At 54.3% G+C, this 15351-nt stretch carries 15 protein-coding genes; 11 read left to right on the forward strand and 4 right to left on the reverse strand.

The window, feature by feature from the left end:
- Positions 1-121 precede the first annotated feature (121 nt).
- From ppk2 to WFN75_RS06950, 3 genes are all read left to right on the forward strand, one after another.
- Complete coding sequence (gene ppk2, locus WFN75_RS06940; protein ID WP_040075650.1) at positions 122-940, forward strand: polyphosphate kinase 2; 819 nt, start codon at positions 122-124, stop codon at positions 938-940.
- Positions 941-1044: 104 nt separating this feature from the next.
- A complete protein-coding gene (locus tag WFN75_RS06945; protein ID WP_040075649.1) occupies positions 1045-1233 on the forward strand; it encodes a hypothetical protein in 189 nt (62 codons plus the stop codon).
- Positions 1233-1556, forward strand: coding sequence for a CcdB family protein (locus WFN75_RS06950; RefSeq protein WP_336995902.1), 324 nt, complete (start codon positions 1233-1235; stop codon positions 1554-1556). Before WFN75_RS06945 ends, WFN75_RS06950 begins: the two co-directional genes overlap by 1 nt.
- A gap of 43 nt (positions 1557-1599) precedes the next feature.
- On the opposite strand, the gene fdnI is transcribed toward WFN75_RS06950, so the two are convergent.
- From fdnI to fdnG, 3 genes are read right to left on the reverse strand one after another with little or no spacing between them, the layout of a single operon-like run.
- Positions 1600-2256 (reverse strand): formate dehydrogenase-N subunit gamma, encoded by a 657-nt coding sequence (fdnI, locus tag WFN75_RS06955; protein ID WP_040075646.1) that lies wholly within the window; start codon positions 2254-2256, stop codon positions 1600-1602.
- Positions 2249-3133: a formate dehydrogenase subunit beta gene (gene fdxH, locus WFN75_RS06960; protein ID WP_336995903.1), complete on the reverse strand. Its 885-nt coding sequence runs from the start codon at positions 3131-3133 to the stop codon at positions 2249-2251. Before fdxH ends, fdnI begins: the two co-directional genes overlap by 8 nt.
- 11 nt (positions 3134-3144) lie before the next feature.
- Entirely contained in the window at positions 3145-6192 is a 3048-nt protein-coding gene (gene fdnG, locus WFN75_RS06965) for a formate dehydrogenase-N subunit alpha (RefSeq protein WP_336995904.1), read from the reverse strand.
- A 220-nt stretch (positions 6193-6412) separates the two neighbouring features.
- On the opposite strand from fdnG, the gene yddG reads away from it, so the two are divergent.
- From yddG to WFN75_RS06980, 3 genes are all read left to right on the forward strand, one after another.
- Positions 6413-7291, forward strand: coding sequence for an aromatic amino acid DMT transporter YddG (yddG, locus tag WFN75_RS06970; protein WP_263616974.1), 879 nt, complete (start codon positions 6413-6415; stop codon positions 7289-7291).
- A gap of 612 nt (positions 7292-7903) precedes the next feature.
- The gene (gene ompC / locus WFN75_RS06975) at positions 7904-9007 is read left to right on the forward strand and encodes a porin OmpC (protein ID WP_207293773.1); all 1104 of its coding nucleotides are present in this window, start codon (positions 7904-7906) and stop codon (positions 9005-9007) included.
- A 68-nt stretch (positions 9008-9075) separates the two neighbouring features.
- Positions 9076-9516 (forward strand): GFA family protein, encoded by a 441-nt coding sequence (locus tag WFN75_RS06980; protein WP_046885422.1) that lies wholly within the window; start codon positions 9076-9078, stop codon positions 9514-9516.
- Here WFN75_RS06980 and WFN75_RS06985 read toward each other — a convergent pair.
- The gene (locus WFN75_RS06985; protein WP_263616975.1) at positions 9506-10450 is read right to left on the reverse strand and encodes a LysR substrate-binding domain-containing protein; all 945 of its coding nucleotides are present in this window, start codon (positions 10448-10450) and stop codon (positions 9506-9508) included. The two genes, WFN75_RS06980 and WFN75_RS06985, sit on opposite strands and share 11 nt — an antisense overlap.
- Before the next feature lie 171 nt (positions 10451-10621).
- Here WFN75_RS06985 and WFN75_RS06990 point away from each other — a divergent pair, with 171 nt between their 5' ends.
- From WFN75_RS06990 to WFN75_RS07010, 5 genes are read left to right on the forward strand one after another with little or no spacing between them, the layout of a single operon-like run.
- Positions 10622-11572 carry a branched-chain amino acid ABC transporter permease gene (locus WFN75_RS06990; protein WP_336995905.1) on the forward strand — a complete coding sequence of 317 codons (951 nt, stop codon included), beginning with the start codon at positions 10622-10624 and terminating at the stop codon, positions 11570-11572.
- An 8-nt stretch (positions 11573-11580) separates the two neighbouring features.
- Positions 11581-12687 (forward strand): branched-chain amino acid ABC transporter permease, encoded by a 1107-nt coding sequence (locus WFN75_RS06995; RefSeq protein WP_263616977.1) that lies wholly within the window; start codon positions 11581-11583, stop codon positions 12685-12687.
- A complete protein-coding gene (locus WFN75_RS07000) occupies positions 12684-13451 on the forward strand; it encodes an ABC transporter ATP-binding protein (RefSeq protein ID WP_263616978.1) in 768 nt (255 codons plus the stop codon). The genes WFN75_RS06995 and WFN75_RS07000 overlap by 4 nt, the downstream gene beginning before the upstream one ends.
- Complete coding sequence (locus tag WFN75_RS07005; protein ID WP_336995906.1) at positions 13444-14163, forward strand: ABC transporter ATP-binding protein; 720 nt, start codon at positions 13444-13446, stop codon at positions 14161-14163. The genes WFN75_RS07000 and WFN75_RS07005 overlap by 8 nt, the downstream gene beginning before the upstream one ends.
- Before the next feature lie 24 nt (positions 14164-14187).
- Positions 14188-15345: a branched-chain amino acid ABC transporter substrate-binding protein gene (locus WFN75_RS07010; RefSeq protein WP_336995907.1), complete on the forward strand. Its 1158-nt coding sequence runs from the start codon at positions 14188-14190 to the stop codon at positions 15343-15345.
- Positions 15346-15351: the final 6 nt, after the last annotated feature.

Genomic DNA, 15351 nt, shown 5'->3' on the forward strand with positions numbered 1-15351 from the left:
CTGACCGTTTCATCCATTATTTCGGGTAGGGTGTGAATATTTTCCGCCAGCCTGCCACACCACGATTACACTTCAAGGTGTTAGCACGCAATGAACCTGCAACTCTATCGAGGATCGCAACATGGCAGAGAAGAAAAAGAGCAAGGCCGCCGCGGATGCCACTCCCACTGCACCGCTTAAAAACAAAGCGTATGAAAAAGAGCTGCGCCGACTGCACGTGGAGCTGGTTAAATTGCAGCAGTGGGTGGTCGCAAAAGGGTTAAAAGTCTGCATCGTCTTTGAAGGGCGAGATGGTGCCGGTAAAGGCGGTACCATCAAAGCCATCACCGAGCGCGTCAGTCCGCGGGTATTTCGGGTGGTGGCTCTCCCTGCTCCAACCGAAAAAGAGAAAAGCCAACTCTACATGCAGCGCTATGTGCCTCATCTGCCTTCTGCCGGCGAGATCGTCATCTTTGACCGCAGCTGGTATAACCGCGCCGGTGTAGAGCGAGTGATGGGGTTCTGTACCGAAGATCAAGTCGAAAAATTTCTTGATGGCACCCCGGTAATGGAAAAGGCCATGGTGGATGCAGGCATTATCTTGCTGAAGTATTGGCTTGAGGTTACGCCGAAAGAGCAAGAGCGCCGGCTTCGCGATCGTATTAACGACGGGCGCAAGACCTGGAAGCTCTCCCCGATGGATATTAAATCCTTCAATATGTGGGATGAATATACCGCCGCCCGTGACGCCATGTTTGAAGCCACCGACACCGCCTGGGCGCCCTGGTTTGTGGCGCGTTCAGAAGATAAAAAGCGCGTTCGCCTGAATATTATTTCGCATCTGCTGTCACAGATTCCGTATAAAGATCTGCATATTAAGCCGATGGATTTACCGAAGCGAAAAATAGGCAAGATAAAACCGACGAAATATCCGTTCAGGTATATTGCGGAGCGCTTCTAAAATTACTGGAAGACGCCTCGCAAGAATCACTCTTGCCAGGAGAAGTGCTATTGTCTTTTGTCGGCTGCGGTTGATAATAACCGCACCAACACAGGAGGTGAAAAATGAAAGCAAACGAGAAAGAAAATCGCTGTACTCAGCAGCATCTAAGCCCAGCGATGCCGCTTCCCGCCTTGCACAAAGATGATAAATTACCGCCAGGCCAGCACGATAAAGAATTTATTAAAGCTATGAATGCGTTTACAGCAAAAGCGGGGCTATTGTCAGATGATCCCTATTTCGGAGGGATTTGATGGGATATCAGTTCGATATTTACCGCAACCCATCGGGCAGGACTTGCGAGTATCAACCCTATTTTATGATCATTCAACATGATTGGTATGACGACTTATCAACGAGGCTTATTATACCATTAAGTTATCGTATTCATCTGAATAGCCATATTCACTCTGCAACTCTTCTGGTTAACATTGAATTCGAGAAGTTGTTCCTGAATACACCTGGTATGACTCATATAGATAAAAATAAGCTCAATAAGAAAAACTATGTCTGTAATTTACAGAGTGCACGAAGTCGTGTTATCGCAAGCATTGATGCTTTAATCACCAATACATGACCCGCAAAGCGCCGCCGGTCTCTGCCGACGGCGCACGGCCGGGTTAGTTTATCCCCTCTTCACTCTCTTTCTTCGCTTCCAGACGTTCCACATCCCGATACCAGCGCGGATGGTGTTTCTTCGCCCAGCGGCGGCTCACCTTTCCTTCAATCATCCCCTTAATCGACCCTTTAACCCAGAAAGCCATATACATATGGATCAGAATGGCATGGATCAAAATAATGGCAGACGTCGCGTGGATCAGCAGGCTATAACGCACCAGCTGAATCGGGAATAAGTGGGCAAAATAAGGACGCCAGATTATGACGCCCGTCACCAGCAGCACAAAAATCATGCTCATGATGGTCCAGAACATCATTTTTTGCCCGGCGTTATATTTCCCCACTTTTGCGACTTTATGTTCGTTCCCTTTCAGGACCTCAACAATCCCCTTCACCCACGGAATATCCTGCTTGTCCGGAATGTTATGGTGTACGAAGCGCACGAACATAAACATCAGCGCCACGAAGATCAGCACGCCGAAGAACGGATGCAGAATGCGCCCCATCTGCGGGGTACCGAAGGTTTCGGTCAGCCACTGTAGCGTCGGGAAGAAGAACGAAATTCCCGATACCGCCACCAGGAAGAAGCAGATCACCACCGTCCAGTGACAGGCGCGGTCGATAAATTTCGTGCGCACAATCATCTTTGACTTACTCATGATGCTCCTCCTCGTCGTCATCCACCTCTTTGTTCGGACCAATGCCAATATAGTGATAAATCAGCCCGGCAAAGGTGGCGATAAAGCCCGCCGCAGAGAGGGGTTTCAACGCCCCTTTCCACAGGTTGATCGAAGTATCGATCGCCGGGTCTTTCGGCAGATTGTGGTACAGCTCCGGCTGGTCGTTATGGTGCAACACATACATCACGTGTGTCCCCCCGACCCCCTGTGGATTGTAGATCCCCGCGTTGGCGTAACCGCGTGCTTTTAACTTGTCGACGCGCTGCTGCGCCACTTCCAGCATCTCTTTTTTGGTCCCGAAGTGAATGGCGCCCGTAGGACAGGTCTTCACGCAGGCTGGCTCTTGCCCAACGCTGACGCGATCCACACACAGGGTGCATTTATAGACCCGGTTATCCTCTTTATTAAGACGTGGGACGTTAAACGGACAGCCCGCAATGCAGTAGCCGCAGCCGATACAGTTGTCCTGCTGAAAATCCACGATGCCGTTGGCGTACTGAATAATCGCGCCGGCAGACGGGCAAGCCTTGAGGCAGCCCGGATCTTCGCAGTGCATACAGCCATCTTTGCGGATAAACCACTCCAGCTTGCCGTTCTGGTCGGTTTCGCTAAAGCGCATCACCGTCCAGGATTTGGCGCTCAAATCCGCCGGGTTATCGTAGACTCCGACGCAATGGCCCACTTCGTCACGGATATCATTCCACTCTGAACACGCCACCTGGCAGGCTTTGCAGCCCACACAGGATGACACATCGATAAGCTTGGCAACTTCGGCCTTGTAATCCCGCGCGCGGGGCGCGGGAGTGATGCCATTGGTCGCGGAGCGTTTAATAATGTCTTGTGTTTCCATCGCCATCTTATCGCTCCTTACGCTTTCTCGATGTTAACCAGAAACGCTTTGTACTCCGGCGTTTGCGAGTTGGCGTCGCCGACGTTAGGCGTCAGGGTATTGGCGATATAGCCTTTCTGCGCCACCCCTTCAAAGCCCCAGTGCAGCGGAATACCGACGGTTTCCACCTGCTGACCGTGTACGTTCAGGGTCTGCAGACGACGAGTCACCACCGCAACGGCGCGTATAAAGCCGCGCTTGCTGCTCACCTTCACGCGGTCGCCGTTGGCAATCCCCTTCGCTTTCGCCAGATTTTCGCTGATCTCTACAAACTGTTCCGGCTGCGCGATGGCGTTGAGCCGCGCGTGTTTGGTCCAGGTGTGGAAATGCTCGGTCAGGCGGTAGGTAGTCCCCACGTACGGGAACTTGTCCTTCTTGCCTAAACGCAGCACGTCGTCTTCGTAGATACGCACCACCGGGCTGGACACCACGTTCGGGTGCAGTGGGTTGGTGCCGAGCGGCGTTTCCATCGGCTCGTAGTGTTCCGGGAATGGCCCTTCCGCCAGTTTGTCGAGGGCAAACAGACGCCCCAGCCCTTCCGGCTGCATAATAAACGGACCGGTGTTGCTGCCCGGCGCGGCGGTGTTGAAGTCCGGGATATCGTTCCCCGCCCACTTCGATCCGTTCCACGCGATCAGCATCCGTTTTGGATCCCACGGCTTGCCGTTGATGTCCGCAGACGCACGGTTGTAGAGCACGCGACGGTTAAGCGGCCACGCCCATGCCCAGCCCAGCGTATTGCCAAGGCCTGACGGGTCGGCGTTGTCGCGGTTGGCCATCTGGTTACCCTGCTCGGTCCAGCTGCCGGTATAAATCCAGCACGAGGAGGCCGTGGTGCCGTCATCACGCAGCAGCGCGAAGCTGTTCAGCAGCTGGCCTTTCTTCGCCAGCAGGTTACCGTCAGCATCATAGAGATCAGCCAGCGCAATGCCGTTGTTCTCTTTGGCCACTTCCTCTGTCTCAGGGTGATCCGGCTGCTTATAGCTCCAGCTCATTTTCAGCAGCGGCTCGACGCCCTTGCCGCCTTCCGTTCGATACATGTCGCGCAGACGGTGGTAAATGCCCGCCAGAATTTCGCCATCGTTACGTGCTTCACCCGGCGCATCCTGGCCTTTCCAGTGCCACTGCAGCCAGCGGCCAGAGTTGGCAATAGAGCCATCCTCTTCCGCGAAGCAGGTGGACGGCAGGCGGAACACCTCGGTCTGAATCGAGGCCGGATCCACGTCGTTAGACTCCCCGTGGTTCTGCCAGAAGGTCGAGGTTTCAGTCACCAGCGGATCGATAACCACCATGTACTTCAGCTTGCTCAGGCTGCGAACCACTTTGTTTTTGTCCGGGAACGAGGCAACAGGGTTAAAGCCCTGGCAGATATAGCCCGTTACCTTGCCCTGATCCATCAGGTTGAAATACTTGATGACGTCCCAGGACTGATCCCACTTCGGCAGCCAGTCAAAGCCCCAGTCGTTCTCTTTCTGCGCCGCATCGCCGTAGAAAGATTTCATCAGGCTGACGTAGAACTTCGGATAGTTGCTCCAGTAGTTCACCTGATCCGGTAACGTCGCTTTTGGCGTATTTGCCGCCAGATAGCTTTGCAGATCGGTCTGTTTTTCTGACGGCAGCGTCAGGTATCCCGGCAGGCTGGTGGAGAGCAGCCCAAGATCGGTCAGACCCTGAATGTTGGAGTGGCCGCGCAGCGCGTTCACCCCACCGCCCGCCATCCCCATGTTGCCAAGCAGCAGCTGGATCATCGCCATGGTGCGGATGTTCTGCGCACCCACGGTATGCTGTGTCCAGCCCAGCGCGTACAGGAAGGTGGTGGTTCTGTCTGCTGCACTGGTTGAGGCCAGCACTTCACACACTTTCAGGAAGTCCGCTTTCGGCGTACCACAGATGTTTTCCACTACGTCCGGCGTATAACGGGAAACGTGCTGTTTGAGCAAATTCCACACGCAGCGAGGATGCGTTAGTGTTTCATCGCGCATCGCATAACCGTTTTCATCGAACTGGTAGTTCCAGGAGGATTTATCGTACAGGCGTTTTTCCGCGTCATAGCCGCTGAAAAGCCCGTCTTCGAAGGCAAAATCATCCCGCACCAGCAGGTTTGCGTTGGTGTAGTGCTTAACGTATTCCGCGTTAATTTTGTTATTTTCGATCAGATACAGCAGTACCCCAGAGAGGAACGTAATGTCCGTACCGGAGCGAATAGGCGCATAGATATCGGCCACCGATGCCGTACGCGTAAAGCGCGGATCGACGACGATAAGCGTTGCGTCGTTGTTGTTTTTTGCTTCCATCGCCCAGCGGAACCCCACCGGATGGGCTTCAGCGGCGTTACCGCCCATCACCACCACGACATTCGCGTTTTTGATATCAACCCAGTGGTTGGTCATCGCACCGCGACCAAATGTTGGAGCAAGACTTGCTACCGTTGGTCCGTGTCAGACGCGCGCCTGGTTATCTACCGCCAGCATGCCGAGGGAGCGCACAAACTTTTGCGTCAGCATGCCGGTTTCATTACTTGCCGCGGATGCACAAAGCATCCCGGTGGAAAGCCAGCGGTTAACCGTGACGCCCTGCGCGTTCTTTTCAATAAAGTTGGCATCGCGGTCGGCTTTCATTAATTTTGCTATTCGGGAGAAGGCCTCATCCCAGGAGATGCGCTGCCATTTATTAGAACCAGGCGCGCGGTACTCCGGATAGCGTAGACGGTTGTCGCTGTGAACGTAATCCAACAGCCCCGCCCCTTTCGGGCACAGTGCCCCGCGGCTTACCGGATGATCCGGATCCCCTTCAATATGATAAATCGCCTCTTTGGCGTTCTTCGCACCATCACCCAGGCTATACATTAATAGCCCGCATCCAACGGAGCAGTATGTGCAGGTGTTACGGATCTCTTTAGCGCGCAACAGTTTGTAGTTGCGTGCCTGAGCCAGCGCCATTTTGGGCGCAAATCCCAGCATTGCTGCTGTAGTCCCGGCCATACCGCCCGCGCAGATTTTAAAGAACTGTCTGCGGCTGACGTCCATTGCTGTCCTCTTTTTCTGATAACTCTTCGCGCCGCAAACTATCAGCAAAGCCCCTGTTTTTATTGCGTCAAATCAAAGTCACCTGAATTCGCCCTCTTAATTGTCACGATGAGCCGTTTTGCTTAACCCGTTGGTATTAGCTCGCTTACGTTTCATTCGCGAAAGCGGCTCAAAGGGTGCTATAAACTTTTCCCTTTATTTCAATACCTCCGGGAGAGATATGGACAGGAAAAAAGCCACGCTGATCGGCCTGCTCGCCATTGTGCTATGGAGCACCATGGTGGGACTTATTCGGAGCGTCAGCGAAGGACTGGGGCCGGTGGGTGGTGCGGCAATGATTTATACTCTGAGCGGCTTATTATGTTGGCTAATTGTTGGGTTTCCATCGCTTCGCCGTTTTACGCCAGGCTACCTGATTGCTGGTGGCGTGCTATTCGTCAGCTACGAAATATGTCTGGCGCTGTCGCTCGGTTATGCCAGTACTCGCCATCAGGCGATTGAAGTGGGGATGGTGAATTATCTCTGGCCAAGTTTGACCATTGTTTTTGCTATTCTCTTCAACGGGCAGAAAAGCAGCCTGTGGGTAGTGCCCGGATTACTGATCGCACTCTTCGGCGTAAGTTGGGTATTAGGAGGTGAACAGGGTCTGCATGTTGATGAAATAGTCAGCAATATTCTCTCAAATCCTCTGAGCTATGGCCTGGCCTTTGCCGGTGCGTTTATCTGGGCGGCCTACTGCACCGTTACCCGCAAATATGCTAAGGGTCAGAATGGCATTACGCTCTTTGTGTTACTCACCGCCCTGACGCTGTGGATGAAATATCTGCTGAGCGACCAGCCGGAGATGACCTTTAGCCTGCCGATCGTTTTCAAATTGCTTCTGTGCGGCATGGCTCTGGGTGTCGGCTATGCGTCCTGGAATATTGGTATCCTGCACGGAAATGTTTCCCTGCTGGCGACAGTCTCCTATTTCACACCGGTGTTATCTGCCGCCCTTGCCGCCGCGCTACTGAGCGCGCCTCTCTCTTTCACCTTCTGGCAAGGAGCATTACTGGTCTGCGCCGGGTCGCTGCTCTGCTGGTATGCCACGCGCAATTAACGGTTTGGCTCCCTCCCGCGCGGAGGGGCGCCTCAGTTGTAAAATAAAATGTGATCTCTCCTCAGAATATTTAGGTAAACACTAGCCGCTACGTTGTGTGTTTGTTTATATTTGTTTCCGTCGTAAATAAATATTTCATTGCACTTACATTTATTGACAACAGATGTAATTAATTGACTCCTAATACTCACGTGCGATATAGCACGAAGTGCAATAGTATGTTTCTGGATATTTCAAAGAGAAATGTACAAAATATAACCTGACCGCTCATTAACCCTCTGTTTTTGACTAATTAAATGTCTTGAGACGATCAAATTTCGCTCACCCGACCCGCTAATTACTCTTCGAAACAAAACCCCTCCAAAACTATAAATAGATTAATAATAAATTACGGCACTAAATAAATTTCAGAACATTTTCTAAGCGAATTTTGCAATATATGCGCTCATTTTACCGATCGCGATCACACTAATTGAAATTAAGATTAATAATTTGAAACTTATTATTGAAACGATGCAGCAAGAATCTTAAAAATAGCGTGCCATTGACGAGCGGCCTCGTTCATCAAGGGTTGAGGGTGTGCTTAAAAGAAAATTATAAGGATTACAAGCAATGAAACTTAAATTAGTTGCAGTGGCAGTGACTACCCTGTTGGCGGCTGGCGCAGTAAATGCAGCCGAAGTTTATAACAAAGACGGCAACAAACTGGATCTGTACGGTAAAGTGACAGGTCTGCACTATTTCTCTGACGACACCGATAACGACGGCGACAAAACTTATGTTCGTCTGGGCTTCAAAGGTGAAACTCAGATCAACGATCAGCTGACCGGTTTTGGTCAGTGGGAATATGAATTCCGCGGTGACAATGCTGAATCTCAGGGTTCTGACGGTAACAAAACCCGTCTGGCCTTTGCTGGTCTGAAATTCAACGAGTTCGGCTCCTTCGACTACGGCCGTAACTACGGTGTTGCATATGACATCGGCGCATGGACCGACGTTCTGCCGGAATACGGCGGCGACACCTGGACCCAGACTGACGTCTTCATGACTGGCCGTACTACTGGCGTAGCGACCTACCGTAACACCGACTTCTTCGGTCTGGTGGAAGGCTGGAACTTCGCGGTTCAGTATCAGGGCAAAAATGAGCGCTCTGATAGCCAAAAACTCTACGGTGCAAACATCACCAAAGCGAACGGTGACGGCTGGGGTCTCTCCTCTACCTATGAAATGGACGGTTTTGGCATTGGTGCAACCTATGCGAAATCTGACCGTACCGATGCGCAGGTTCGTGCAGCAGTTAACAATCTGAACGCTGGCGGCGATGAAGCAGACGTATGGGCAGCGGGTCTGAAATATGACGCAAACAACCTGTACCTGGCAACCACCTACTCTGAGACCCGTAACATGACTACCTTCGGTAGCGGTTACATCGCCAACAAAACCCAGAACTTTGAAGCGGTTGCTCAGTACCAGTTCGACTTCGGTCTGCGTCCGTCCGTTTCTTACCTGAAATCCAAAGGTAAAGACATCGGTTCTTACGGCGACCAGGATCTGGTTGAGTACATTGAAGTGGGCGCAACCTACTACTTCAACAAAAACATGTCTACCTACGCTGATTACAAAATCAACCTGCTGGACGACACTGAATTCACCAATTCAGCAGCCAAGATTGCAACCGACAACATCGTTGCACTGGGTCTGACCTACCAGTTCTAATCGACATATCATGTCTAAGGCCAGCCTCCGAGCTGGCCTTTTTATTGGGCGTAATAAAGGAATATGCCATGCAACGTTTTACCGGGCGCTGTTTATGCGGGATGAGCCACTTCAGCGTTACGATCAAGAACTTCGACGTCTATGCGTGCCACTGCACCCTCTGTCAGAAATGGTCTGGCGGGGTGGCAATGTACCTTGAAACTGAGGGCGAGCCGCAGGTGGAACAGGGATCTATCGCCCCCTCGCATTTTCACTCCTCCGAACGTGGGGAGCGCCGGTTCTGCCCCGGCTGCGGCTGTCCGCTCTGGTCCACACTCACCACCGTCGGACGCTATTTTGTTCCCTGGACGCTGCTGGAACTGAGCGAAGATGAACGCCGCCGCCTGGTCTTGGCCGCCGAAATTTACACCGAAACGCAGCCCGCCTTCTGGCGTTTGACCGGGCAATATGCCCGCTTCAGCGGCACCGAGATCGAAGCGCTGGATAATCACTGTTCGCTTACGCCGTAACGTCACCGCCCCCCGCCGCTCGGCGCAGCCACGATTGCAGCAGTTTGCCATCCTGGGTCATATCAGAATCCTGGCGCACACAAAGGTAATAATCGCGGCCGTCATCGATAGGGGCATCGAAAATTTTCACCAGTTCACCGCTCTCCAGATAGGGTGCAATCAGCGGCTCGCGCATGAGGGCGCACCCTAACCCCGCCTGCACCCCCGCCAGCGTCAATAGGCCATCTTCAAACATCGGCCCGCTGCGGCGCGCCGGACGTTTTACCCCCTGCTGGGTGAACCACATCTGCCAGGTTGCACGCTCTTCGTCATGCAGAAGCGGCATTTGCAGCAGCTGTTCCGGGGTATCGATATGGCCATGGAGCCGCAAGAACGCCCTGCTACAGACCGGCACCATCTGGCCCGAGATCAGCTTTTCACTTTGATAGCCCGTCCACTGGCCGTTACCAAAGCGGATAGACATATCCGACGCGTCGCTAAGGTAGTTACGGTGATTGGCATAGACCACGTTGATCTCAGTCTGGGGATTGGCACGCATAAAGGTCGGTAAGCGCGGAATAAACCACCCCATACCAAACAGCGGGATCAGGCTGATCGTGACCTGCCGGGTCTGTGCCTGCTCCACCAGGTGCTCGGTGGCCTGGCGCAGCACATTGAAGGCCGCCCGTATCGAGCGGTAATAGTCGCGACCATTTTGACTGAGTACCAGCTTGCGCCCCTGCCGTTCAGTCAGCGGCATTTGCAAATATCCCTCCAGCACCCGCAGCTGATGACTGACCGCTGAAGGAGAGATTGCCAGCTCCTGTGCCGCGAGCGTAACGCTGCCGAGCCGGGCGATGGCCTCAAAAGCGCGTACCGCCCGTAAAGGGGGATCGTTGGCCAGACGGCTCTCTGCGTAAGCGGCCAGCATCACTGATTGTTCTGTTTTATTCATATATTGATTTTAATGAAGAAATTGCCCTGAGGGTCCATTGCGTTATTGTGTTTAAAATCATGCAGATAAATCAATCATTAAATATCATAAGAAATAATATATGCGTATTTTACAATTTAATTCATTTATCAGATGTTACCCGCTGAAAGAGCAATTTGTCGGGTAGGAACGTTGGACACTCTCATACAACAACTGATCAATGGGGTAATGCTTGGCAGCATCTACGCCCTGATCGCGCTGGGCTATACCATGGTGTATGGCATTTTGCGCATTATTAACTTTGCCCACGGCGATATTCTGATGGTTGGCGCGCTCACAACGCTTTCTGCCATTAACGCCCTGAATAACCATTTCCCTGAAATGCCGCTGCTGTTACAGCTCGGTTTTGCGTTGATCATCGCGATGGCGGTGTGTGCCCTGCTGGCGATGGCGGTAGAACGTTTCGCCTACCGCCGCCTGCGTAATGCCCCGCGCCTGGCGCCGCTCATCTCCGGTATCGGCGTCTCCGTCCTGCTGCAGACGGTGGCGATGATCGTCTGGACGCGCAATCCGCTGATGTTCCCGCAGATCCTGCCCATGGATCCGATCGCCATTACCGCCGGTAGCGACGCCCATCCTCCCACGATTATCACCGTTACCGGCATGGTAACGGTTGCGCTGGCGCTGGTGGTGATGATCGGCCTCTGGTTGCTGGTGGAATACACCCGCCTCGGGCGTGGGATGCGCGCAGTGGCGGAAAACCCGCGCGTCGCCACCTTAATGGGCGTTAACCCTAACGCCATTATCACCCTCACCTTTGCCATTGGCGGCATCTTCGCCGCGCTGGCCGGGGTGATGATGGCCAGCAATTTTGGTAATGCCAGCTTTTCGATGGGCTTTTTGCCGGGGATTAAAGCCTTTACCGCTGCGGTATTAGGCGGCATCGGTAACATTCGCGGCGCGATGGTGGGTGGGATCCTGCTCGGCCTTATCGAATCGCTCGGCGCGGGCTACCTTGGCGATCTGACCCATGGCGTGTTCGGCAGTAATTACCAGGATGTATTTGCCTTCATTGTGCTGATTCTGGTGCTGGTCTTCCGTCCGGCAGGTCTGCTGGGCGAGCGCGTAGCGCACAGGGCGTAGAGGAATTTATGACAACCATACAAATACAGGCACCCGCCTCTACCCGCCGATTCTGGTCCGGCATGACGCTGTTTATCATTTCCCTGCTGGTTGCCCCCGTGGTGGCCTCCCAGCTCGGTGGCAACTACTGGGTGCGCGTGATCGACTTCGCGCTGCTCTATATCATGCTGGCGCTCGGGCTCAACATTGTTGTGGGCTATACCGGCCTGCTGGATATGGGATTCATCGCCTTTTACGCGGTGGGCGCCTACCTGGCCGCGCTGCTGGCCTCTCCGCATCTGCTGGAGGCCTTCCCGATCCTTGCCGTCTGGTTCCCGGACGGGCTGCACACCTCTTACTTGCTGATTATCCCTGTTGCCGCGCTGGTGGCGGCGGTATGCGGGATCCTGCTGGGGGCGCCGACCTTAAAGCTACGAGGAGACTACCTCGCGATTGTCACCCTCGGTTTTGGCGAGATCATTCGCATTCTGATGCGTAACCTCGACCGTCCGGTCAACATTACCAACGGCGCAAAAGGCATTACCGGCGTCGATACCCTGAACCTGTTTGGCCTGAAGTTTAACGGGGTCTATCACTGGTTTGGCATGAAGGTTCCCGCGCTGTGGCTCTGGTATTACCTGCTGATGGTCGTCATTGTCGGCATTATTTTTGTCTGCCTGCGCCTGCAACACTCGCGCATCGGCCGGGCCTGGCACGCCATCCGTGAAGATGAAGACGTGGCCCGGGCAATGGGAATTAACGTGCGCAACTATAAGCTGCTGGCTTTCGCCATGGGCGCCTCGTTTGGTGGCGTGGCGGGCGCGCTGTTCGGCGCGTTCCAGGGCTTTGTTTCGCCAGAGTCGTTCACCCTGCAGGAATCCATTGCCGTACTGGCGATGGTCGTGCTGGGCGGGATGGGTCATATCCCCGGCGTGATCCTCGGGGCCGTGCTGCTGACCGCCCTGCCGGAAGTGCTGCGCAGCCAGGCGGCCCCGCTGCAACAGGCACTGTTTGGTTCCGTGCTGGTTGACCCGGAAATATTACGCCAGCTCTTCTACGGCCTGGCTCTGGTCGGCGTAATGCTGGTGCGTCCTTCAGGTATCTGGCCGATGCGCCACAAGGAGGTTAAGGCATGAGCCTGTTAACGGTGCGCAACATGTCAAAACGTTTTGGCGGCCTGACGGCGGTCGATAATGTTTCGCTGTCGATTAATCGCGGTGAGATTTACGGGCTGATTGGCCCTAACGGCGCGGGCAAAACGACCTGTTTTAACCTCATCACCGGCCTTTACCCGGCGGATAGCGGTGAATTTTCTATTGCAGATAAACCCTATTACCCGAAACAGATTGAAAAAGTGACCGCCGTCGGTATCGCCCGCACCTTCCAGAACGTGCGGCTGTTTAACGAGATGTCGGTACTGGAAAACGTGATGGTAGGCCGCCATGTCCGCACCCGTAATGGGCTGTGGGCCGCGCTGAGCCGCCATAAACGCGCCCGGGAAGAAGAGGCGCAAACCCGTGAGATGGCATGGCACTGGCTGGAGTACACCGGTATCGCCAAATATGCCCACTATCGCGCCTGCGACCTTGCCTATGGCCATCAACGGCGACTTGAGATTGCCCGTGCGCTGGCAACCGACCCGCTGCTGCTGGCGCTTGACGAACCGGCCGCCGGGATGAATGCCGTCGAAAAAATGGCTTTAGGCGAGCTTCTTACCCGCATTCGCGACGATGGCAAAACTCTGTTGATGATTGAGCACGACGTAAAGCTGGTGATGGGGATTTGCGATCGTCTCACGGTACTCGATTACGGTAAAACCCTGGCAAGCGGCACGCCGGATATCGTCCGTCGCGACCCGGCGGTCATCGCCGCATGGCTTGGAGGCAGTGCCCATGTCTGAGTTATTAAAAGTTGAGCATCTGGATGTGCATTACGGCGGTATTCAGGCCGTGCGCGATCTCTCTTTCACCCTCCACGAAGGTGAACAGGCCACGCTAATTGGCGCTAACGGCGCCGGTAAAAGCTCCACGGTGCGGGCCATTACCGGGCTGGAGAACTTTAGCGGCCATATTGCTTTTAACGGTAAATCGGTACGCAAACATAAAGCCGAAGCGCTGCTGCGCGATGGACTGGTGATGGTGCCGGAAGGACGCGGGATCTTTGCCCGTATGACGGTGCTGGAAAATTTGCAGATGGGGGCGTGGCTTCGCCGTGACACTGTCACCGTCAGGCAGGAGATGGCAGAAATTTTTGACCGCTTCCCACGCCTTGGCGAGCGCCAGCATCAACTCGCCGGTTTGCTCTCTGGCGGTGAACAACAGCTGCTGGCGCTAAACCGCGCCCTGCTCAGCCGCCCGCGCCTGCTCATTCTGGATGAACCCTCAATGGGGCTGGCTCCGCGGATGGTTGAGAACATTTTTGCGGTGATCGCCGGACTGCGGGAGCGCGGCGTGGCGTTACTGCTGATTGAACAAAATGCCCGTCTGGCGCTGGAGGTTACCGACCGCGCCTGGGTGATGGACAGCGGCAGCATCGTGCATCACGGCGAGTCAGAAGCGATGCTCAATGACGATCATCTTGCACAGATTTATTTGGGCGAAATGCCCGTTTAATACACCAACATCAGGGAAAACATAATGAAAACAATCAAAATTAGCGCACTGAGCGCAGCACTGTTGCTCGGCGGATTTGGCTCCGCTGCCAGCTGGGCTGCCGACAGCGAGACCGTGGTTATCGGACTGGCTGGCCCGTTAACCGGCCCTTCTGCCCGTATCGGTAAAGATCTGGAAAACGGGGCGCAGCTGGCCATTGACGACATCAATAAGCAGCACCCCACCATCGGCGGCAAAGCAGTCACGTTCAGGCTGCAGTCTGAGGACGATCAATCTGACCCACGTACCGCGGTAGCCGTCGCTCAGCGTCTGGTCGATAGTGATGTGGCCGGGGTTGTCGGTCACTGGAATACCGGTACCAGCATTCCGGCAGCGCGGGTCTACCACGATGCGGGCATCGCCCAGGTCGCACCGGTTGCCACCGGACACGCCTATACCAAACAGGGGTTTGACACCAGCTTCCGCGTAATGGGTCACGACGATGACGGCGGCCAGTTTGCCGGTGAGTACGCGGTAAATACCCTGAAAGCAAAACGCATCGCTGTAATTGATGACCGTACCGCCTTTGGCCAGGGGCTGGCCGATGAGTTCATCAAATCGCTGGAGGCGCAGGGGGTAAAAATTGTCGATCGCCAGTATGTGGATGATAAAACCGTCGATTTCAGCGCCGTGCTGACCGCCATTCGCAGTAAAAACGCCGATCTGATCTTCTTTGGCGGCGTCGACAGCCAGGCCGCGCCGCTGGCGCGCCGTATCAAACAACTCGGGATGAAAGCGACCCTGATGGGTGCAGGCGGTTTTGTTAGCCAGACCTTCCTGCAGCTGGCGCAAAAAGAGGGTGACGGCGTTGTTGCCCTGGAGCCAGGCCTGCCTGTTGATCAGATGCCTGGCGGTAAAGCCTTTGAACAGGCGTATCAGTCTCGCTATCACACCCATATCGAACTGCACGCCCCGTTCGCCTATGACGCTACCCGCGTGCTGGTTGCCGCCATGGAAAAAGCGGACTCTGTCGATCCCGCTGACTATCTGCCTGCCCTGCGCGCGATTAACTATTCTGGCGTCACCGGTCAGATCGCCTTTGACGGTCAGGGCAATCTGAAGGCGCCGTCATTTACCGTTTACAAAGTGGTGGACGGGAAATGGCAACCGCAAACCGTGCTGGGTGGCGCAAAAACGAAGTAACGTAGT

Origin of the sequence: Leclercia sp. UBA7405, assembly GCF_037152215.1 — a bacterium.
GTDB lineage: Bacteria > Pseudomonadota > Gammaproteobacteria > Enterobacterales > Enterobacteriaceae > Enterobacter > Enterobacter pneumoniae.